At 62.5% G+C, this 20,044-nt stretch carries 18 protein-coding genes; 14 read left to right on the top strand and 4 right to left on the bottom strand.

Features of this window, described 5'->3' with window-relative positions:
• Window positions 1-30 precede the first annotated feature (30 nt).
• Window positions 31-1,713: a long-chain-fatty-acid--CoA ligase gene (locus AC4BCN_RS28200; RefSeq protein WP_128141633.1), complete on the top strand. Its 1,683-nt coding sequence runs from the start codon at window positions 31-33 to the stop codon at window positions 1,711-1,713.
• Here the strand turns inward: AC4BCN_RS28200 and AC4BCN_RS28195 are convergent.
• Window positions 1,710-2,882, bottom strand: coding sequence for an acyltransferase family protein (locus AC4BCN_RS28195; protein ID WP_490492251.1), 1,173 nt, complete (start codon window positions 2,880-2,882; stop codon window positions 1,710-1,712). The two genes, AC4BCN_RS28200 and AC4BCN_RS28195, sit on opposite strands and share 4 nt — an antisense overlap.
• A gap of 155 nt (window positions 2,883-3,037) precedes the next feature.
• Between AC4BCN_RS28195 and AC4BCN_RS28190 the strand changes: the two genes are divergently transcribed.
• Complete coding sequence (locus AC4BCN_RS28190) at window positions 3,038-3,904, top strand: LytTR family DNA-binding domain-containing protein (RefSeq protein WP_139090514.1); 867 nt, start codon at window positions 3,038-3,040, stop codon at window positions 3,902-3,904.
• Here AC4BCN_RS28190 and AC4BCN_RS28185 read toward each other — a convergent pair.
• Together AC4BCN_RS28185 and AC4BCN_RS28180 are read right to left on the bottom strand one after the other, a co-directional pair.
• Window positions 3,901-5,493, bottom strand: coding sequence for an alkaline phosphatase D family protein (locus tag AC4BCN_RS28185; protein ID WP_128141636.1), 1,593 nt, complete (start codon window positions 5,491-5,493; stop codon window positions 3,901-3,903). The genes AC4BCN_RS28190 and AC4BCN_RS28185 overlap by 4 nt on opposite strands.
• 21 nt (window positions 5,494-5,514) lie before the next feature.
• Entirely contained in the window at window positions 5,515-5,880 is a 366-nt protein-coding gene (locus AC4BCN_RS28180) for an acyl-CoA thioesterase (protein ID WP_223278886.1), read from the bottom strand.
• 136 nt (window positions 5,881-6,016) lie between these two features.
• Between AC4BCN_RS28180 and AC4BCN_RS28175 the strand changes: the two genes are divergently transcribed.
• The 12 genes from AC4BCN_RS28175 (at window position 6,017) to AC4BCN_RS28120 (ending at window position 17,778) form a co-directional block, all read left to right on the top strand.
• Entirely contained in the window at window positions 6,017-7,867 is a 1,851-nt protein-coding gene (locus AC4BCN_RS28175; protein ID WP_490492250.1) for an ABCB family ABC transporter ATP-binding protein/permease, read from the top strand.
• A gap of 195 nt (window positions 7,868-8,062) precedes the next feature.
• A complete protein-coding gene (locus AC4BCN_RS28170) occupies window positions 8,063-9,019 on the top strand; it encodes an amino acid ABC transporter substrate-binding protein (protein WP_166446591.1) in 957 nt (318 codons plus the stop codon).
• Window positions 9,020-9,117: 98 nt separating this feature from the next.
• Entirely contained in the window at window positions 9,118-9,867 is a 750-nt protein-coding gene (locus AC4BCN_RS28165; protein ID WP_139090516.1) for an amino acid ABC transporter permease, read from the top strand.
• A gap of 1 nt (window position 9,868) precedes the next feature.
• A complete protein-coding gene (locus AC4BCN_RS28160) occupies window positions 9,869-10,561 on the top strand; it encodes an amino acid ABC transporter permease (RefSeq protein WP_490492249.1) in 693 nt (230 codons plus the stop codon).
• 19 nt (window positions 10,562-10,580) lie between these two features.
• A complete protein-coding gene (locus AC4BCN_RS28155) occupies window positions 10,581-11,306 on the top strand; it encodes an amino acid ABC transporter ATP-binding protein (RefSeq protein WP_096238162.1) in 726 nt (241 codons plus the stop codon).
• Window positions 11,307-11,343: 37 nt separating this feature from the next.
• Window positions 11,344-12,792 carry an amidohydrolase family protein gene (locus AC4BCN_RS28150; protein ID WP_490492248.1) on the top strand — a complete coding sequence of 483 codons (1,449 nt, stop codon included), beginning with the start codon at window positions 11,344-11,346 and terminating at the stop codon, window positions 12,790-12,792.
• 151 nt (window positions 12,793-12,943) lie between these two features.
• Complete coding sequence (pyrC, locus tag AC4BCN_RS28145) at window positions 12,944-13,996, top strand: dihydroorotase (RefSeq protein WP_034745484.1); 1,053 nt, start codon at window positions 12,944-12,946, stop codon at window positions 13,994-13,996.
• 6 nt (window positions 13,997-14,002) lie between these two features.
• A complete protein-coding gene (locus tag AC4BCN_RS28140; RefSeq protein ID WP_490492247.1) occupies window positions 14,003-14,821 on the top strand; it encodes a DUF3025 domain-containing protein in 819 nt (272 codons plus the stop codon).
• A gap of 1 nt (window position 14,822) precedes the next feature.
• Window positions 14,823-15,812 carry a Gfo/Idh/MocA family protein gene (locus tag AC4BCN_RS28135; RefSeq protein ID WP_490492246.1) on the top strand — a complete coding sequence of 330 codons (990 nt, stop codon included), beginning with the start codon at window positions 14,823-14,825 and terminating at the stop codon, window positions 15,810-15,812.
• An 11-nt stretch (window positions 15,813-15,823) separates the two neighbouring features.
• Window positions 15,824-17,038 carry an MFS transporter gene (locus tag AC4BCN_RS28130; RefSeq protein ID WP_080698372.1) on the top strand — a complete coding sequence of 405 codons (1,215 nt, stop codon included), beginning with the start codon at window positions 15,824-15,826 and terminating at the stop codon, window positions 17,036-17,038.
• Entirely contained in the window at window positions 17,038-17,163 is a 126-nt protein-coding gene (locus AC4BCN_RS28125; RefSeq protein WP_257620246.1) for a hypothetical protein, read from the top strand. Before AC4BCN_RS28130 ends, AC4BCN_RS28125 begins: the two co-directional genes overlap by 1 nt.
• Window positions 17,164-17,286: 123 nt before the next feature.
• Complete coding sequence (locus tag AC4BCN_RS28120) at window positions 17,287-17,778, top strand: REP-associated tyrosine transposase (RefSeq protein WP_490492245.1); 492 nt, start codon at window positions 17,287-17,289, stop codon at window positions 17,776-17,778.
• Window positions 17,779-17,907: 129 nt separating this feature from the next.
• Here the strand turns inward: AC4BCN_RS28120 and recG are convergent, their stop codons facing one another.
• Window positions 17,908-20,010, bottom strand: a complete 2,103-nt coding sequence (gene recG, locus AC4BCN_RS28115) for an ATP-dependent DNA helicase RecG (RefSeq protein WP_490492244.1) — start codon at window positions 20,008-20,010, stop codon at window positions 17,908-17,910.
• Window positions 20,011-20,044: the final 34 nt, after the last annotated feature.

Raw genomic sequence — 20,044 nt, 5'->3', positions numbered from 1 at the left:
ACCCTTTTTACAGATAAAGATGAGGCATAGATGGACAAGATTTGGTTGAAGTCGTACCCGGACAGCGTTCCCACAGAGATTGATTGCACGCAATATCGGTCCGTCACGCATTTGCTGGAAGAGTCGTTCCAGAAATACGCGGACCGCAACGCGTTCGTGTGCATGGATAAATTCCTCACGTATCGCGAGCTCGACAAGCTGTCGCTGCAGATGGGTGCCTGGCTGCAAAGCAAGGGCCTGAAGACGGGCGCGCGCGTGGCGATCATGCTGCCCAACGTGCTCCAGTATCCGGTGGCCATGGCGGCGATTTTGCGCGCCGGCTACACGGTGGTCAACGTCAACCCGCTGTACACGCCCCGTGAATTGCAGCATCAGCTGATCGATTCGGGCAGCGAAGCGATCATCGTGCTGGAAAACTTCGCTACCACGGTCGAGCAAGTGCTGCCGCACACGCAGGTCAAGCACGTGATCGTGGCCACCATGGGCGACATGCTGGGCGGACTGAAAGGCACCATCGTCAACTTCGTCGTGCGCAAGATCAAGAAAATGGTGCCCGCGTTTTCCTTGCCGGGCGCCATCAGCTTCAACAAGATGCTGGCCGAAGGCGCACGCTTGAGCCTGACGCCGGTGCAGCAGGGACATGACGATATCGTCTTCCTGCAATACACGGGTGGTACGACGGGCGTGTCGAAAGGGGCGATGTTGTTGCACCGTAACGTGATCGCCAACGTGCTGCAAAACGAGGCGTGGATTTCGCCCGTGATGACCAAGGAAATGCGCGCCACCTCGATGGGATTCATGTGCGCCTTGCCCCTGTATCACATCTATTCGCTGACGGTCAGCGCCCTGATGGGCATGCGCGTGGGCGGCTTGAACGTGCTGATCCCCAACCCGCGCGACATTCCCGGTTTCGTCAAGGAATTGTCCAAGCACAAGATCGTCGTCTTCCCGGCCGTCAACACCCTGTACAACGCGCTGTTGAACAATGCCGACTTCGCCAAGCTCGATTTTTCCAGCTACAAAGTATGCAATGGCGGCGGCATGGCCTTGCAGCGCAACGTGGCTGAACGCTGGCTGAAGCTGACGGGCTGCCCGCTGATCGAAGGCTATGGCATGTCGGAAACGTCGCCCGTGGTGACGGGCAACCGCGTCGATATCACGGAATTTACGGGCACCATCGGCTTGCCTTTCCCGTCGACGGAAGTGGCGATTCTGAACGACGATGGCGTGGAAGTGCCGCTGGGCGAGCCGGGTGAGATCGCCGTGCGCGGTCCGCAAGTGATGGCCGGTTACTGGCAGCGTCCGGACGAGACAGCCAAGTCGATGACGGCAGACGGTTTCTTCAAGACGGGCGACGTGGGTGTCATGGATGAACGCGGCTATGTAAAAATCGTGGATCGCAAGAAGGACATGATCATCGTGTCCGGCTTCAATGTGTATCCAAACGAAGTGGAAGACGTGGTCGCTTCCTGCCCTGGCGTGCTCGAGTGCGCCTGCATCGGTGTGCCGGACGCCAACGCGGGTGAAGCCGTGAAAGTGTTTGTCGTGCGCAAGGATCCGAACCTGACGGTGGAACAGATCCGCGAGCATTGCAAGCATGAATTGACGGCCTACAAGAAACCGAAATACATCGAGTTCCGCGATGAATTGCCGAAGACCAATGTCGGCAAGATCTTGCGCCGTCAATTGCGCGACGAAAAGAAGGTTGCCTAGTTTGCCGCCAGGCTTGTGTCTGCCGCCAGCTTCCGTGCTGGCCGGGCGGGCAAGCCGAAGCAGGGGCGCAGCCAGTTCACCTTGCTGATCAGCAGCGACGTCCCCAGCCAGCAGGTCGCCACCGTGCCGGCCAGTACCAGCAGCGGTTCCACCACTGGCCCAAGCTTCAGGGGCACGAGCCAGTAGGCCAGCACGATAATCGCGCTCTGATGCAATATGTACCAGGGAAAGACGGCCTGGCGGGCCCATGGCAGCCAGGCAAAAGGGCGGTTCAATAGCGTATGCGACCAGCCCAGAATGGCGCAGATGGCCAGCCACATATACAGGTTGCGCATGGGCCAGGAGCCGAACGAGGCCCAGGTCAGCAGATTCTCCGAATAAATCTGGTCGAACACCATGTAGACGGCAAACGCGCCCAGGCCCAGCCACAGCGTATGCCAGCGCAGACGCGCCAGTTCCGCCCACAATCCCTTGTCATTGCCCAGCCACCAGCCATACACGAACATCGTGAAATACATGGCGTGCGCATACCAGTCGCGCACTACCGCATGGGTTTCCGGATAGCGCATTTTGAGGAAGACTGTCGCGGCCAGTGCGGGCAGGGCCGGCAGGACGAGCAAACGCCAGCCGCGCAGACGCCGGACGTACGGTTTCATCCGCTCCAGCAGCGGCTGCAGCGCCACCAGCACGACGATGTACAGCAGCAAATACACGAGATACCAAAGATGGTTCCAGGTAAAACCATATTGCCAGCCATCGAAGGCGCCTGCGGGCCAGGCGTAGCCGCCAAAATAATGGAGCAGGAATTGTCCATAGCCAGGCTCGACCAGGCCCTTGCTGACGCCTTCGCAATATGGCTGGACGGGGATGATCACGGCCATGCCGAACAGCAGCGGCAACAGCAGGCGCTTGGTCCTGCGCCACAGGAAGGCGCCGCGCGAGGCCTGCGTCATCATGGCGCACGAGACGCCGGAGATGAGGAAGACGATTTCCATGCGCCAGCGGTTGAGGAAGACCAGCGGCATGTTCAAGGCATCGGTGGCGTAGCTGCTGTGCATGTGAAAATTCCATCCATCCATGTATAGCAGGGCGGTGTGATAGCCAATCAGCAGGCTGAAGACGAGAAAGCGCAAGGCGTCGATATCGTGGCGGCGGGAGTCCATGGTCATGATCGTGGGCGATTGATGAAGGAGGCCCCAGCATAGGCAGCGGCGGGGCTGCGAGCCAGCAAAATGGGACCAGTGGACGGCTGGCTGGGACGAATGGATCGCCTGGGACGGGTGTGAGACCTTACAATCATGTAACTCATTCATCGTCCGAAACCATGCACATCGCTTCCACTGACCTGTTGCAACGCTATCAACGCTGGCGCCGCGTGGCCGAGCCGGGATTCTGGATCGTGCTGACCGTATTGCAGGCCAGCGTCAACAGCTGGCTCGTGTGGCAGGACCTGCAGCGCACCGGGGTCAATACGCCGTTCTGGGAAGTGGCCGTGTGGGAATGGAGCAGCAATCTCGTGCTGCTGGCGCTGGTGCCCGTGGTCGTGCTGGCGGGACAGTACCGGCCGCTGCACTTGGTGTTCCAGCGCCAGAACCTGCGCTGGCATCTGGCGGCGTCGGTTGTCTACAGCCTCGTGCATGTGGCGGCCATGGTGGCCTTGCGCAAGCTGGCGTACTGGAGCGCCGGCAGCGATTACGATTTCGGTAATTGGTGGCGCGAGTTGCCGTATGAATACTTGAAAGATGTGCGTGCTTACTTCCTCGTCTTGCTGGCCGTGGGCTTTTACCAGTTGCTGCTGATGCGCTGGCAAGGCGAGGCGACCCTGCTCGGCGAACCCGATGAAGGACCGGCCGTGGAACCGGTGCAGCAGCCGGAGCGCTTCCTGGTGCGCAAGCTGGGCAAGGATTTTTTGCTGCCCGCCGGCGACATCGAATGGATACAGGCATGGGGCAATTATGTGAATTTGCACGTGCGTGGCCACGATTACCCGCTGCGCTCGACCATGGCCGCCATCGAGCGCCGCCTGGATGGCAAGCGCTTCGTGCGCGTGCACCGCAGCTATATCGTCAACCTCGATTTCGTGCAGGCAATCACACCACTGGAATCGGGCGATGCGCGCGCCGTGCTGTCCACGGGCGGGGAAGTACCCGTCAGCCGGCGCTACCGCGATGGCTTGAAAAGTAGTTGCTAGCTGCGTTGCACGCCCGCCTTGCCGTCCTGGACGGTAAAGCGGGCCAGTGTCGCGATGCTTGACGCGCTGTCGCGCACGTTCTCCAGGCCCTGGAACAAGGTCGTGGTTTTCTCCGGCGTGATGTGCATCAACATATAGCCGCGCTTGTCGCTGCGCCCATAGCGGATGTGCGGGTTCATCGCCACGTACTGTTCCGTGCGCGCCTGTGGGCGGGAACTCGAGGTGATCGAGGTACCGCAAAACTCGGTGGCCAGCACGGGATTGTTCTTGCCGGTGGGCCGCATGGCGTTGCGGCTCAGTTCGGTGGCATAAAAGGTGTGCACGTCGCCCGACAGCACCAGCGGGTTGCTGGCCTTGCTGCTTTGCAAGGCGCCGAGCAGGTGCTGGCGCGCCATCGGGTAGCCATCCCAGCCATCGGTCCAGACGCGTTCGTCGCCGGGCCGCAAAATCGGCACCTGGCTCGATTGCGCCATCAGGGTTTGCTGGGCCAGAATATTCCAGCGCGCGGGAGAATCATCGAGACCGGCTTGCAGCCAGCGCTGCTGTTCCTCGCCCAGCATCGTGCGCTGCGGTTTCAGCAAGTCGGGGCAGTTGCGCGTGGTGACGGAATTGGAGCCGCCGCGGCCCGGCCTGGCGCACGCGTGATAGGCGCGGTATTGCCGGTCGTCCAGCATGTGGAAGCGCGCCAGGCGGCCCCAGTCGTAGCGCTGGTAGATGCGCATGTCGACAAAGCCCCTTCTCCCCAGCGGCAGCAAACGCAGCGGCATGTGTTCATAAAACGCCTGGTAGGCGGCTGCGCGGCGCTGCAAAAAGGTGGGCGTGAGCAATTCGTCGCGGTCATTGCCGTAATCGTTGGCCACTTCATGGTCGTCCCAAGTGACGATCCACGGCGCGGCCAGGTGCGCGCCCTGCAAGTCGCGGTCGCTCTTGTATTGCGCGTAGCGGGCGCGGTAGTCGTCCAGCGTAAAGCTTTCATGCGTGCGCACTGCCCGGCCCGGATGCTGCAGCTGGTACGGCCCCCACTCATAGATGTAGTCGCCGAGAAAGGCCACCAGGTCGGGCGCGGCTGCCGCGATGTGCCGGTGCGCCGCATAGGCGCCGAATTCCCAGTGCTGGCACGAGGCGACGGCCAGTTTCAGCGAGGAAGGCATGGCGCCGGACTCGGGCGCCGTGCGCGTGCGGCCCACGGGACTGACGGCGTCGCCAAAGATAAACCGGTACCAGTACCAGCGCCCGGGCGCGAGACCGCCGGCGTCGACGTGCACGCTGTGCGCGAGGGCGGGCATGGCCGTGGCCTGGCCCTTGGCGGCGATGCGGCGAAACGCCTCGTCTTCGGCCACTTCCCAGCGCACGTTCAGGGCGATGGCGGGCGTGGCGGCTGCGTGCAGCGGGTCGTGGCAGATGCGTGTCCACAGCACGACGGCGTCGGGCAAGGGCGAACCGGAAGCGACACCGAGCGCAAACGGATAGCCCGTGCCATTCATGCGCGTGGCGGCACTCGCGCTGGAACCGGACAGCACGCTGCCGGCCGCAGCCAGTGCCGTGATGCGCGCAGCGCTTTGCAGGAAGATGCGGCGCTGGCTATCCATGGTGTGGAATGATTGCAACAATCAAGATGACAGCAAGGTCTCGATCGGCGGCACCTTGCGCGGCTTGCGGTCGGAGTCCGTCGCCACGTAGATCAGCGTTGCTTCCGTGACTTTCACGATGCACGCCTGCAGGCGGTTGCGCTCGGCATATACCTCGACATTGACGGTGATCGAGGTATTGCCAACCTTGACGATGTCGGCGTAGAAGGAGAGCAGATCGCCGACGAAGACGGGATTTTTGAAGACGAAGGAATTGACGGCGATGGTGGCCACGCGGCCGTTGGCGCGCCGGGTGGCCGGCAAGGAACCGGCGATATCGACTTGCGCCATGATCCAGCCGCCGAACACATCGCCGTACACATTGGCGTCGGACGGCGCGGGCATCATGCGCAATTCCGGCATTTTTCCGGCGGGCAGGCCGGAGGCGAGGCAGTTGTCGGGACGGTCTGGGGAGGTGCTCATCTTTTATTCTCATGAAAGGCTACAATTGCCCCGATTGAACCATAAAAAGCCGACCTTCGCCATGCGCCGTTCCCAGACTTCCCCTCCGCCCCGCTCGCCCGCTTCCGCCAGCCACAGCGATTTCGCCACCATCAAGACCTTGCTGCCGTATCTCTGGGTCTACAAATGGCGAGTGCTGCTGGCGCTGCTATGCCTGGTGGGCGCCAAGCTGGCCAACGTGGGCGTGCCCCTGATCCTGAAAAAACTCGTCGACGCCATGACGATCACGGCGGCCCATCCGCAAGCGCTACTGGTGCTGCCCGTCGGCTTGCTGGTGGCCTACGGCTTGCTGCGCCTGTCGACCACCTTGTTTACCGAACTGCGCGAATTCCTGTTCGCCCGGGTCACGCAGCGGGCCGTGCGCACCATCGCGCTGCAAGTGTTCCGCCACCTGCATGCGCTGTCCCTGCGCTTTCACCTGAACCGCCAGACGGGCGGCATGACGCGCGACATCGAACGGGGCACGCGTAGCGTCGGCTCGCTCATTTCCTACACCCTGTTCAACATCTTGCCGACCTTGGTGGAAATCACCCTTGTGCTCGGCTACCTGGTTTTGCATTACGACATCTGGTTCACCGTCATCACGGCGGTGGCGCTCGTGTCGTATATCGCGTTTACCGTGCTGGTGACGAACTGGCGCACGCATTTCCGCCGCACCATGAACGACCTCGATTCCAAAGCCAATACCAAGGCCATCGATTCGCTGATCAACTATGAAACCGTGAAATATTTCGGCAACGAGGATTACGAAGCGAAGCGCTACGACGAAGGCTTGCAGCGCTATGAATCGGCGGCCGTGAAATCGCAGACCTCGCTGTCCCTGCTCAACACGGGCCAGTCCCTGATCATCGCCACCGCCGTCACCCTGATTTTGTGGCGCGCCACGGTGGGCGTGATCGCCGGTACGATGACCCTGGGCGACCTGGTGCTGGTGAACGCCTTCATGATCCAGCTGTATATCCCCCTCAATTTCCTGGGCGTCATCTACCGCGAAATCAAGCAAAGCCTGGCCGACATGGAACGCCTGTTTTCCTTGCTGAACGAGAACCGCGAAATCGCCGACACGCCGGACGCCCAGCCGCTCGTCACACGGGGCGCGGCCGTGCGTTTTGACCACGTGGATTTCAGCTACGAAGCCAAGCGGCAAATCCTGTTCGATGTGGATTTCCAGATCCCCGCAGGTACGACGACGGCCGTGGTGGGCCACAGCGGCTCGGGCAAGTCGACCCTGTCGCGCTTGCTGTTCCGCTTCTATGAAGTCGATGGCGGCGGCATCACCATCGATGGCCAGGATTTGCGCCATATCACGCAGGATTCTCTGCGCGCGGCCATCGGCATCGTGCCGCAGGATACGGTGCTGTTCAATGACACCATCGAATACAACATCGCCTACGGCAAGCCGGGCGCCAGCAAGGACGCCATCGTGGCGGCGGCGAAAGCGGCATCGATCCATGATTTTATTGAAAGCTTGCCAGATGGCTACAACTCCATGGTGGGCGAGCGGGGCTTGAAACTGTCGGGCGGCGAAAAGCAGCGCGTGGCAATTGCCCGTACCTTGCTGAAAGACCCGGCGATATTGATCTTCGACGAAGCCACTTCGGCGCTCGACTCCAAGGCCGAACAGGCGATCCAGTCGCAGCTGAAGGACATCGCCAAGAACCGCAGCACCCTGGTCATTGCGCACCGTTTGTCGACGGTGGCCGACGCCCAGCAAATCCTCGTGCTCGACCACGGCCGCATCGTCGAGCGGGGCACGCATCCGCAATTGCTGGCGCTCGACGGCCTGTATGCGCAGATGTGGCAGCGCCAGCAGGCGAACATGGACGATGAGGCGCAAGAGGACGAGTTGGCGGGTCTGGCGCCGGCAAAATAAATCGGGAATGTGAAATCAGTAGGAAAAATGCTACAGCCGCGCGGATTCCAGCGCGCGTATAGCGCCTATTTGCGGGCAATCGCAGAAAATGGCTGGTCGGGTGCTGAAAATGAAATAAAATTAATTCCAATGGTGGCGTCTGCACCACAGTTGTTTCGTTCGGAGTCCATCCGATTTGTCCGCCCAGGAGAATTTATGAAATTGACCAAAATCTTCGCCACGCTGCTCAGCGTCGGTGTCATCAGCAGCATGTCGCCAGTCCAGGCTCAGGAATTGACCGGCACCTTGGCCAAGATCAAGAAAGCCGGTTCCGTCACCCTTGGTGTGCGCGACGGCTCCGTGCCCTTCTCCTATCTCGACGACAAACAGCAATACCAGGGTTATTCGATCGACCTGTGCATGAAAGTCGTCACGGCCCTGCAAAAGCACCTGGGCCTGAGCGAACTGAAAGTGGTGATGAGCCCCGTCACCTCGGCCAACCGCATCCCGCTGATGGCCAATGGCACCATCGACCTCGAATGCGGTTCGACGACGAACAACCTGGAGCGCCAGCAGCAAGTGGCATTCGCCCCGACCATGTTCGTCATCGGCAACCGCGTGCTGGCGAAAAAATCCTCGAACATCAAGACCCTGGAAGACTTGCGCGGCAAGACCCTGGTCGCCACGGCCGGCACGTCGACCATCAAGCAGATGACCATCCTGAACAAGGAAAAGAACCTGGGCATGAATATCGCCGTCGGCAAGGATCATCCCGAATCGTTCCTGATGCTGGAAACGGGCCGCGCGGTGGCTGAAGCCAACGACGACATTTTGCTGGCGTCGCAAGTGGCCAACTCGAAAAACCCGAACGACTACGAAATCACCAAGGAAGCGCTGTCGGTCGAGCCGTACGGCATCATGCTGCGCAAGGGCGACCCGGCCTTCAAGAAGGTGGTCGACGATGCGCTGATCCGCCTTTACAAGAGCGACGACATCAACCGCATTTACGCTAAATGGTTTACTTCGCCTATCCCGCCGAAAAACATCAATCTGAAATTCCCCATGCCGCCGCAATTGAAGGCCGTGTTTGCCAATCCGACCGACTCCGGCGACCCTGCCGCGTATGCGGCCGTACCGGAAGCGCAGAAGACGTCGGACAAGCGGAAAAAGTAAAGATTGCGTAACAAACCGGGGGGCGCAAGCCTCCCGATTTATTTGCGGGACGGGTGGCCGGCTGGCCGCTGTCCTCGGGCTGCATGCGAAGGATGATCATGAATTACAACTGGAATTGGCGCATTTTCTGGGAGATTTCTCCCGATGGCGTGGGCACGTATATGGACACCCTGTGGTCCGGTTTGACCTGGACCCTGGCCACGGCCGGTGCGGCGTGGATCATGGCGCTGATCCTGGGTCTGGTGATCGGCACCATCCGCACCCTGCCGAACAAATGGCTGGTGGGCGTGGCCAATGCCTACGTCGAACTGTTCCGCAACGTACCGTTGCTGGTGCAGATGTTCCTCTGGTATTTCGTCATGCCGGAACTGCTGCCGCCAGACCTCGGTGCCTGGGTCAAGTCGCTGCCGAATGCGCCGTTCGTCACGGCCGTGCTGTGCCTGGGATTCTTTACCTCCTCGCGCGTGGCCGTGCAGGTGACGACGGGTATCGAGGCGCTGCCGCGCGGGCAGAAACTGGCCGGCACGGCGCTGGGCCTGACCCTGCCGCAAACCTACCGTTTCATTTTGCTGCCGATGGCCGCGCGCGTCATCATGCCGCCGCTGACCAGCGAATTTTTGAACATCATCAAGAACAGTTCCGTGGCCCTGACCATCGGCCTGATCGAACTGACGGCCAGCGCGCGCGCCATCCAGGAGTTTTCCTTCCAGGTGTTCGAAGCGTTTTCGGCTGCCACCATCATCTACGTCGTCGTCAACCTGCTGGTGGTGGTGCTGATGCACCTGATCGAGAGAAAGGTCGCCATCCCGGGCTTCATCGTCGCTGGCGCCAAGACGGGAGGACATTGATATGTTAGGCAATTTCGACTTCGATGTCATCTCCCGCTCGTGGGTCTACCTGTTCCAGACCGGCATGGTGTTCACCCTGAAACTGACGGCGCTGTCCATGGTCGGCGGCATCGTGCTCGGTACCGTGCTGGCGCTGATGCGCTTGTCCAGCAACCGCATCGTCTCGGGCGTGGCGTCGAGCTACGTCAACCTGATACGCTCGATTCCGCTGGTGCTGGTGATCTTCTGGTTCTACTTCCTGGTGCCGTACATCGCGGCCTGGATCATCGGCGCCAATGAGCCCGTGAAAGTGGGCGCGTTTTCTTCCGCGCTGATCACCTTCATCATGTTCGAGGCGGCCTACTATTGCGAGATCATGCGCAGCGGCATACAGTCGATCCCGCGCGGCCAGGTATGGGCCGGCCAGGCACTGGGCATGAACTACTCGCAGACCATGGCCTTCATCGTGCTGCCGCAAGCGTTCCGCAACATGATTCCCGTGCTGCTGACGCAGACCATCGTGCTGTTCCAGGACGTGTCGCTCGTGTACGTGCTGTCGATCCCCGATTTCGTCGGCGCCGCATCAAAAATCGCCCAGCGCGACGGCCGCCTGGTAGAGATGTACGTGTTTGTCGCCGTCGTGTATTTCGTGCTGTGCTATGCCTTGTCGTTCCTGGTAAAACGCCTGCAGAAACGCGTCGCCATCATTCGCTAACCGTAAAAGAAAGAACAAGATGATTGAACTCAATAACGTCAGCAAATGGTATGGCCAGTTCCAGGTACTGACCGACTGCACCACCGAGGTCGCCAAGGGCGACGTGATGGTCATTTGCGGCCCGTCGGGCTCCGGCAAGTCGACCCTGATCAAGACCGTCAACGGCCTCGAGCCGATCCAGCAGGGGCAGATCATCGTCGACGGCATCACCGTCAACGATCCGAAAACGAACCTGTCGAAGCTGCGCGCGCGCATCGGCATGGTGTTCCAGAATTTCGAGCTGTTCCCGCATCTGTCGATCCGTGAAAACCTCACCATCGGCCAGATCAAGGTGCTGGGCCGCAGCGCCGACGAAGCCAATGCCAAGGGCTTGAAATACCTGGACCGCGTGGGCCTGCTGTCGCAGCAGGATAAATTTCCCGGCCAGCTGTCGGGCGGCCAGCAGCAGCGCGTGGCGATCGCCCGCGCGCTGTCGATGGACCCGATCGCCATGCTGTTCGACGAGCCGACATCGGCGCTCGATCCGGAGATGATCAACGAAGTGCTCGACGTGATGGTGGGCCTGGCGCAGGAAGGCATGACGATGATGGTCGTCACGCACGAAATGGGCTTTGCCCGGCGCGTGGCCAACCGCATCGTCTTCATGGACCAGGGCAAGATCATCGAAGATTGCAGCAAGGATGACTTCTTCAACACGACGCGCTCGGACCGCGCACGCGATTTCCTGGCCAAGATCATCCATTAATTTTCCATCACGTTGAAGTTGAGTACGAATGCCTGACATGAAACAACTAGCCGGCGCCATGCTGGCGCTGGGCCTGCTCGCACATGCCCACGCGGCCGACAAGATCGCCGTCGACATCGCCCTGCGCGACGCCACCGTGGTCGACGTTGCCGGCGGCAAGGCGGTCAAGGGCAAGACCGTGCTGCTCAAGGGCGACAGCATCGTTGCCGTCGTCGATGACGCGCAGCTGCGCAGCTACGCGCCGAAGCGGACCATCCGCCTGCCCGGTAAATATCTGATGCCGGGCCTGTGGGATACGCACGTGCATTTCGGCGGCGGCCCGGAGCTGATCGACGAGAACAAGCAGCTGCTGCCCTTGTATCTGGCGTACGGCATCACCACGGTGCGCGACTGCTCGGGCGACTTGCCCGACACGGTGCTGGCATGGCGCCAGCAGATCAATGCGGGCCAGCTGGAAGGCCCGATGATTTTTACCTCTGGCGCCAAACTCGAAGGCATCAAGCCGCTGTGGAAGGGCACCATCGAAGTGGGCACGCCGCAGGAAGTCACGCGCGCGCTCGATGGCCTGCAGGCGCAGCAAGTGGACTTCGTGAAGATCACGGAAAACACCTTGAAGCCGGAGCTGTACCTGGAAGCGCTGCGCCAGGCGCGCGAACGGGGCATGCGCACGTCGGGCCATATCCCCGTGCAGCTGACCCTGGGGCAGATGGCCGATGCGGGCCTGGGCACGATCGAGCATCAATCGTATTTGCTGCGCGCCACCACGCCGCGCGAGCAGGAGCTGACGGCCAAGGTGGCCGCCGGCGCGATGACGGGCAAGGAAGCCATGCAGGCCAGCGTGCAAAGCTACGACGAACCGACGGCGCGCAAGGCTTTCAGCTACCTGGCCGCGCGCGGTACGGCCATCGTACCGACCCTGTGGAGTTCGCGCGTGACGGCGTACCTGGACCGCGAAGACCACACGCACGACACGGCCCTGCAATACATCGGCAAAGGCTTGCGCGCCACCTACGACTGGCGCGTGCAGCGCGCCGCCAAGGATGGCCCGGAAGCCATCGTCCAGCGCCACGCGCAGTTCGAGCAATCGGCCAAGCTGCTGCCCATTTTGCAGCAGCAGGGCGTGAGCATCATCGCCGGCACCGATGCGGGCTTCTTGAATTCCTTCGACTATCCGGGCCAGGCCCTGCACGATGAAATCGGCCTGTATGTGCAGTACGGTCTGACGCCGCAGCAAGCCTTGCAGTCGGCCGTCATCAACGGTCCCCGCTTCCTGGGCAAGCTGGACCGCTACGGCAGCGTGGCTGCCGGCAAAGCGGCCGACCTGCTGGTGCTCGACGCGAACCCGCTGCAGGACATCGGCGCCACGCGCCAGATCCGCCTGGTGGTCAGCCGTGGCCACGTCTACGACCGCGCCGCGCTGGACCGGATGCTGGCGGAACTGCGTGCCTGGGTGGCAAAGCAGGAAGCGGCGCCGGCCAAGTCCTGATTCCCGTACGCTCCCGAGATTGAAAACGGCCGGTGCGAACCGGCCGTTTGATCGTCCGGCAACCATCTGGCAGTAGTCGGCGCAGCCTGCGAGGCCGCCCCGCGGCTGGTAAAATGGCGCTATTCGCAATGACCGCCTGAGAGCAGCCGCCATGTCCACACTCGATCACACCCCAGCCTCCATCACCATCACCCGTCCGGATGACTGGCATTTGCACCTGCGCGACGGCGCCGTCATGGCCAGCGTGCTGCCGCACAGCGCGCGCCAGTTCGGCCGTGCCATCGTCATGCCGAACCTGAAACCGCCCGTCACCACCACGGCCGATGCCAGCGCCTACCGCGAGCGCATCCTGGCCGCCGTGCCGCAAGGCGTGAACTTCGATCCGCTGATGGTGCTGTACCTGACGAACAACACGTCGCCCGATGAAATCCGCCGCGCGCAGGACAGCGGCATCGTGCAAGCCGTGAAACTGTATCCGGCTGGCGCCACGACGAATTCCGACCTGGGCGTGACAGATTTGAAGAATTGCTACAAGGTGCTCGAAGTGATGCAGGAAGTGGGCATGCCCTTCCTCGTGCACGGCGAAGTGACGGACCCGGAAATCGACATTTTCGACCGCGAAGCCGTCTTCATCGAGCGCGTGATGCGCCCGCTGCGCAGCGCCTTCCCGGCCCTGTCCGTCGTGTTCGAGCACATCACCACCAAGGATGCGGCGCAGTACGTGGCCGAAGCGGAAGGCCCGATCGCCGCCACCATCACGGCGCATCATCTGCTGTACAACCGCAACGAGATTTTCAAGGGCGGCATCCGTCCCCATTACTACTGCCTGCCTATCTTGAAGCGCGAAGAGCACCGCCTGGCACTGATGACGGCGGCCGCCAGCGGCGACGAGCGTTTCTTCCTCGGCACGGACTCGGCGCCGCACGCGCAAGGCGCCAAGGAAATGGCCTGCGGCTGCGCCGGTTGCTATACGGCCCTGCACGCGATGGAAATGTATGCCGAAGCATTCGAACGGGCCGGCGCGCTCGATAAGCTCGAAGCGTTCGCCAGCTTCCACGGCCCGGCCTTCTACGGCGTGCCGCGCAACACGGACACCATCACCCTGAAACGCGAAAGCTGGACCTTGCCAGCCTCGCTGCCGCTGGGCGACAGCCACGTGATTCCGCTCAACGCGGGCGAGCAGATCAACTGGAAAATGGTCTAGGCGTTCATGCTGCCATCGATAGACTGGACCCGCCCCTGGTTTGCCACGGTGCTGCCGGCGCGACGGCAGCTGGACCTGCAGCGCGATACGGTGATTGCCGCGCTCAATGGACGGGCGCGGGCGCTGGACTTGCGCAATCCTTCCGGCCTGCCGCTGGCCTTCGTGCCGCAAGCGGACCTGCCCGAAGGCGTGGCCTATGAAGAGTTCATCGGCGCGACGGGCGGCGTGCCCACGCGCGACAATCTGCACGATTTTTTCAACGCGCTCGTGTGGCTGACCTTCCCCCGCATCAAGCGCCAATTGAATGCGCTGCAGGCGGCGCAGATCGCTTTGTCGGGTGTGGGCAAATCGCGTGGTCCCGCGCGCGATGGCGCGACGATTTTTGACGAAAATTCCGCCTTGCTGGTGCTGCGCGACAGCGACGCGGGGCGCGCGCTGGACGCGGCCTTGCGCGGGCACGACTGGCGCAGCGCGTTCATTGCGCAGCGCGAGAAATTTGGCGTGGGCGGCGACGCCGATGTCTGGCTGTTTGGCCACGCGCTGATGGAAAAACTGGTGGCGCCGCGCAAGGCCATCACGGCGCATACGCGCGTGATCTTTGCCGGCGACGCCTACTTTGCGCTCGACGATGCGGCACGCCGCGCCTGGCTCGACGAACGGGTGGCGCAAGACCTGGCGCAGCAAGGTCTGACCACGGCGGACTTCACGCCGCTGCCCGTGCTTGGCTTGCCTGGCTGGTGTGAAGACCAGGACGACGATTTTTACAATGACGCGGCGGTGTTCCGCCCGAAGCGCAAGGTGGCTGGCGCAGAAAGAGATCAATAGCATGGAAAATACCGTCCGCTGGGGCATCCTCGGCACCGGCAAGATCGCCCGCGCGATGGCCAATGGCTTGCGCGATGCGCCCGGTGCGCAACTGGTGGCGGTCGCCTCGCGCAGCAGTGCCGGTGCGCAGGCCTTCGGCGCCGAATTCGGCATCGAGCATTGCCACGGTTCCTACCAGGCGCTGGCCATGGACCCGGATGTGGACGTGATCTACATCGCCACGCCGCACACCCTGCATGCGGAAAATGCCTTGCTGTGCCTGGCCGCCGGCAAGCACGTCGTATGCGAAAAACCGTTCACCATGAATGCGCGCGAAGCGCAGGCCGTGGTTGACATGGCGCGCGAGAAAAAGCTGTTTTTGATGGAAGCCATGTGGAGCCGTTTCCTGCCGGCCGTGCAGGAAGCGCAACGCATCATCGCCAGCGGCGAAATCGGCGTGCTGCAGCAGGTGCAGGCCGATATCGGCTTTGTCGCCAATTTCCCGCCCGAGCACCGCATGTTCAATCCGGAGCTGGGCGGCGGCGCGCTGCTCGACGTGGGCATCTATCCATTGTCGATGGCGGCCTTCTTCCTCGGCCCCGTATCGCAGGTGCAGGCGCTGGCCGAGATGGGCGCCACCGGCGTCGATGAGCAAGTCGCGTTCTCACTGCTGCACGCGGGCGGCGGCACCTCGTCCTGCGCCTGCAGCCTGCGCGCGCAAACGCCGACGGAAATGACCATTTCCGGCAGCCTGGGGCGCATCCGCCTGCCCAGCCGGTTTTACAAGCCCGACCACCTGATCGTCGAGACGATGGATGGCGAACGCCGCATCGTCGCCGCGCCGCACCTGGGCAATGGCTATGCGCATGAAGCCATCGAAGCGATGCGCTGCATCCGCGCCGGCCTGCTGGAAAGCCCCCTCATGCCGCACGCCGACAGCGTGGCGCTGATGCGCAACCTCGACACCATGCGCGGCCAGATTGGCCTCGTCTACCAAGCCGACCAGGCGTGAACAGGAACCCCATGACATTGCACTCATCCCGTCCCAGCCTGAAAACTGTCCTCATCGCCAGCGGCGTCGTCCTGACCCTGGCGATGGGCGTGCGCCACGGCCTGGGCTTCTGGATGCAGCCGATTTCGCAAGCGAATGGCTGGACGCGCGAAACGTATTCGCTGGCGCTGGCCATGCAAAACCTGATGTGGGGCGTCTTCGGCCCGTTCGCCGGCATGGCGGCCGACCGTTTCGGCACCATGCGCGTCGTCATCGTCGGCGCCATCAGCTACATGGCGGGCCTCGTGTGGATGGCGCTCGTGACGCAGCCCACCCTGTTCATCGTCGGCTCCGGCATCTTCATCGGCCTGGCGCTGGCCTGCACGGCTTTTGGCGCCATCAGCGGCATCATCGGCCGCAGCGCGCCGCCCGAGCAGCGTTCGTGGGCCTTCGGCATCTCGTCGGCGGCCGGCTCGTTCGGCCAGTTCCTCATGATGCCCGTGGAGCAGCAGCTGATCTCCGCCGTGGGCTGGCAAAACGCCTTTTATGTGCTGGCCGCGCTGGTGCTGCTGGCGATGATCCCGATGGCCTTCTACTTGCGCGAGCCCCCCGTCTCGCACGCCAGCGGCCCGCAGCAAAGCGTGGGCGCTGCCTTCAGCGAAGCCATCGCCAGCCGCTCGTTCTGGCTGCTGCTGGCCGGCTATTTTGTCTGCGGTTTCCAGCTGGTCTTCATCGGCGTGCACTTGCCGGCCTACCTGAAGGACCAGGGCCTGATGAACCCGAACGTCGCCGTCACGGCGCTGGCCCTGATCGGCCTGTTCAACATCGTCGGCTCCTACTATGCGGGCAAACTCGGCGGCAAGATCGCCAAGCGCTACCTGCTGTCGGCCATCTACGTGACGCGTGCCGTGGTCATCACCGCGTTCCTGCTGGCGCCATTGTCGGCATGGTCCGTGTACCTGTTCGCCGCCGGCATGGGCGTGCTGTGGCTGTCGACCGTGCCGCTGACGAACGGCATCATCGCCGGCATCTTCGGCGTGAAGCATCTGTCGATGCTGGCCGGGATGGTGTTCTTCTCGCACCAGGTAGGCAGTTTCCTCGGTGCCTGGCTGGGCGGCTATCTGTACGAGCACCAGGGCAGTTACCACATCGTGTGGATGATCACCATCGGCCTGGGCTTGCTGGCCGCGCTGATCAACCTGCCCATCGACGAGCGCGCAGTCAAGCGCGTGGCGGTGGCCGCGTAATGGCCAGCTGGCGCACATGGCTGTGGCGCCTGGCTGGCGCCGCGCTGCTGGCCATCGTCTTCCTCGCCTATCTGCGGCCCGACTTCATGCTGGACCTGGCGAATCGCTTCTGGATGTGCATGTAGGCTGCGTGGGCGCAAGGCAGTTTGCGAAAAGTCGGATTACGCTAGTAATCCGACTACCCGACGCTAATCCGACTTTGCAAATTTGCTAGGTCGGATTGGCGCAAGGCAGCAACATGCGAAATCATGCGATACCGGCGCGCATCCCAGCCAGGCGGCAGCTTTTTCTTCACGGTGGTGACGGCTTATCGGCGCCCCATCTTTTCTTCGGCAACAGCCGTGGACTTGCTGCGTGATGCATTCAGCGCCGTGCGCCATCAACGGCCGTTCGCTATCGACGCCATCGTCATCCTGCCCGATCACCTGCACTGCATCTGGACCCTGCCTGAAGGCGATGCCGATTTCATGACGCGCTGGCGCTTGATCAAGACGTGGTTCAGCAAGCGCTGCGATCTTGAAAATGTCTGGCAGCAGCGGTATTGGGAGCATGTCTTGCGCGATGAGCGCGACTTCGCAAACCACGTCGATTACATCCACTACAACCCCGTCAAGCATGGCCTTGTGAGCAAAGTCATCGATTGGCCGTATTCCAGTTTTCACCGGTATGTAAGGCAGGGATGGTGTGCCGCGGATTGGGGCGGGGACGTTGTGGATATGGCGGGTATTGGGCGGGAGTGAGCAGCGCTAACAATGTTGTCGGATTACGCGCTGCGCGCTAATCCGACCTACCACGGCGTATTTTTTGCGTAGGTCGGATTAGGCCGAAGGCCGTAATCCGACAACATCCGCAAGCAGGCAATACCCGATCTACACCTTCAAAAATTCCTCTTTCCCACCCAGCCAGCGCGCCAGGTGCGCTTCCACGGTGGCGGCAGCAGCCGCCGTGGTGGCGTGCAGCAGGTCGTGTGCCACGTCGCGCGCCTGGTCGACCAGCCATTGATCCGTTTCCAGGTCGGCGAAGCGCAGCATGGCCTGGCCGGACTGGCGCGCGCCAAGAAACTCGCCCGGGCCGCGGATTTCCAGGTCGCGGCGCGCGATTTCAAAGCCGTCCGTCGTCTCGCGCATGGTCATCAAACGCTGGCGCGCTACGCCGCCCAGGGGGCCCTGATACAGCAGCAGGCAGACGCTGGCCGCCGAGCCGCGGCCCACGCGCCCGCGCAGCTGGTGCAGCTGCGACAAGCCAAAGCGCTCGGCGTGCTCGATCACCATCAGCGAGGCGTTCGGCACGTCGACGCCCACCTCGATGACGGTGGTGGCCACCAGCACGTGGATATGGCCGGCGATGAAGGCGTCCATCACTTCCTGCTTTTCGGCCGGTTTCAAGCGGCCGTGCACGAGGCCCACCTGCAGCGCGGGCAGGGCTTCGGCCAGCATCATGTAGGTGTCGGTGGCCGTCTGCAGCTGCAGCGCTTCCGATTCCTCGATCAGCGGGCAGACCCAGTACACCTGCCGGCCTTCCCGTGCGGCCGCATACACGCGGGCGATGACTTCGTCGCGCCGGTTCTGGTCGATGGCGCGCGTGACGATGGGGCTGCGCCCTGGCGGCAGCTCGTCAATCACCGACACTTCCAGGTCGGCGTAATACGTCATGGCCAGGGTGCGCGGGATCGGCGTGGCCGACATCATCAGCTGGTGCGGCACGGCCGCGCTGTCGCCCTTGTTGCGCAGGGTCAGGCGCTGGCCCACGCCGAAGCGGTGCTGCTCGTCGACGATCACCAGGCCCAGTTTGGCAAACAGCACGTTATCCTGGATCAGCGCATGCGTGCCGATCACCAGCTGCGCTTCGCCCGATTCGATCAGGGCCAGCGCGGCCGTCTTTTCCTTTTTCTTCAGGCTGCCCGTCAGCCACGCCACCTTCACGCCCAGCGGCTCCATCCAGGCGGCGATCTTGCGAAAGTGCTGCTCGGCCAGGATCTCCGTGGGCGCCATCAGCGCGGCCTGGTAGCCGCTGTCGATCGCTTGCGTGGCGGACAATGCCGCCACCACCGTCTTGCCGCTGCCGACGTCGCCCTGCAACAGGCGCTGCATCGGGTACGGCTGGCGCAGGTCGGCGCGGATTTCCTCGAGCACGCGCGCCTGTGCGCCCGTCAGCTTGAAGGGCAGGGCGGCGCCGAAGGCGTTCGACAAATTGCCGACGATGGGTAGCGATGCGGCGCCCTTCGAGCGGCGCGCGCGCTGGGCGCGTTTCAACGACAGCTGCTGCGCCAGCAGTTCATCGAACTTCATGCGCACCCAGGCCGGGTGCGAGCGGTCCATCAGCGCGCTTTCATCGATGTCCTGCGGCGGGTAGTGCAGCAGGTGCACGGCGGCGCGGAATGGCGACAGCTGCATTTCGTGCAGCAGCTGGTCCGGCAAAGTGTCCTGCCAGTCGATGCGGCGCATGGCGTCGGCGATTTCGCGCCGCAGCACGTGCTGCGACAGGCCTTCGCCGGACGGATACACGGGCGTGAGCGCCGTGGGCAGGGGCGCTCCCTCGTTGACCACTTTATACGTCGGATGCACCATCTCGGCGCCGAAAAAGCCGTGTTTGAGTTCGGCGCGCGCGCGTACCCGCGTGCCTTCGGCCAGCTGCTTGACCTGGCTGCCATAGAAATTCATGAAACGCAGCAGCAAATTGCCCGTTTCATCGGCGATCGTCACCAGCAGCTGCTTGCGCGGCTTGAAATTGACTTCGCATTTGGTGACGACACCCTCGACTTGCCACGACTCGCCGCCGCGCAGGCAGGCGTCGCGTATCGTGTAGACCTTGGTTTCGTCCTCGTAGCGCATCGGCAGGTGCAGCACCAGGTCCATGTCCGTGCGCAAGCCCAGTTTGGCCAGCCGGCTTTCCGTGCTGACCACTTTTTTGACGGCTTTCGGCTTGGTGGCCGGCTTGGCTGCGGGTGGAAGATCGGGCTTGGGTTCGGACATATCGGAGATTTTTGTGCCGCTAGCGTAAAATAGA

The sequence above is a fragment of the Janthinobacterium sp. Bl 1 genome (assembly GCF_058215535.1).
Note: the sequence above shows the minus strand (reverse complement) of the source record. Positions and strands in the feature narration are given on the sequence as shown.

Excerpts from the sequence above, each read along its gene's own strand:
- AC4BCN_RS28200 (WP_128141633.1), top strand. The coding sequence starts at position 31 with ATGGACAAGATTTGGTTGAAGTCGTACCCGGACAGCGTTCCCACAGAG.
- AC4BCN_RS28195 (WP_490492251.1), bottom strand. The coding sequence starts at position 2,882 with ATGACCATGGACTCCCGCCGCCACGATATCGACGCCTTGCGCTTTCTC.
- AC4BCN_RS28190 (WP_139090514.1), top strand. The coding sequence starts at position 3,038 with ATGCACATCGCTTCCACTGACCTGTTGCAACGCTATCAACGCTGGCGC.
- AC4BCN_RS28185 (WP_128141636.1), bottom strand. The coding sequence starts at position 5,493 with ATGGATAGCCAGCGCCGCATCTTCCTGCAAAGCGCTGCGCGCATCACG.
- AC4BCN_RS28180 (WP_223278886.1), bottom strand. The coding sequence starts at position 5,880 with ATGATGCCCGCGCCGTCCGACGCCAATGTGTACGGCGATGTGTTCGGC.
- AC4BCN_RS28175 (WP_490492250.1), top strand. The coding sequence starts at position 6,017 with ATGCGCCGTTCCCAGACTTCCCCTCCGCCCCGCTCGCCCGCTTCCGCC.
- AC4BCN_RS28170 (WP_166446591.1), top strand. The coding sequence starts at position 8,063 with ATGAAATTGACCAAAATCTTCGCCACGCTGCTCAGCGTCGGTGTCATC.
- AC4BCN_RS28165 (WP_139090516.1), top strand. The coding sequence starts at position 9,118 with ATGAATTACAACTGGAATTGGCGCATTTTCTGGGAGATTTCTCCCGAT.
- AC4BCN_RS28160 (WP_490492249.1), top strand. The coding sequence starts at position 9,869 with ATGTTAGGCAATTTCGACTTCGATGTCATCTCCCGCTCGTGGGTCTAC.
- AC4BCN_RS28155 (WP_096238162.1), top strand. The coding sequence starts at position 10,581 with ATGATTGAACTCAATAACGTCAGCAAATGGTATGGCCAGTTCCAGGTA.
- AC4BCN_RS28150 (WP_490492248.1), top strand. The coding sequence starts at position 11,344 with ATGAAACAACTAGCCGGCGCCATGCTGGCGCTGGGCCTGCTCGCACAT.
- pyrC (WP_034745484.1), top strand. The coding sequence starts at position 12,944 with ATGTCCACACTCGATCACACCCCAGCCTCCATCACCATCACCCGTCCG.
- AC4BCN_RS28140 (WP_490492247.1), top strand. The coding sequence starts at position 14,003 with ATGCTGCCATCGATAGACTGGACCCGCCCCTGGTTTGCCACGGTGCTG.
- AC4BCN_RS28135 (WP_490492246.1), top strand. The coding sequence starts at position 14,823 with ATGGAAAATACCGTCCGCTGGGGCATCCTCGGCACCGGCAAGATCGCC.
- AC4BCN_RS28130 (WP_080698372.1), top strand. The coding sequence starts at position 15,824 with ATGACATTGCACTCATCCCGTCCCAGCCTGAAAACTGTCCTCATCGCC.
- AC4BCN_RS28125 (WP_257620246.1), top strand. The coding sequence starts at position 17,038 with ATGGCCAGCTGGCGCACATGGCTGTGGCGCCTGGCTGGCGCCGCGCTG.
- AC4BCN_RS28120 (WP_490492245.1), top strand. The coding sequence starts at position 17,287 with ATGCGATACCGGCGCGCATCCCAGCCAGGCGGCAGCTTTTTCTTCACG.
- recG (WP_490492244.1), bottom strand. The coding sequence starts at position 20,010 with ATGTCCGAACCCAAGCCCGATCTTCCACCCGCAGCCAAGCCGGCCACC.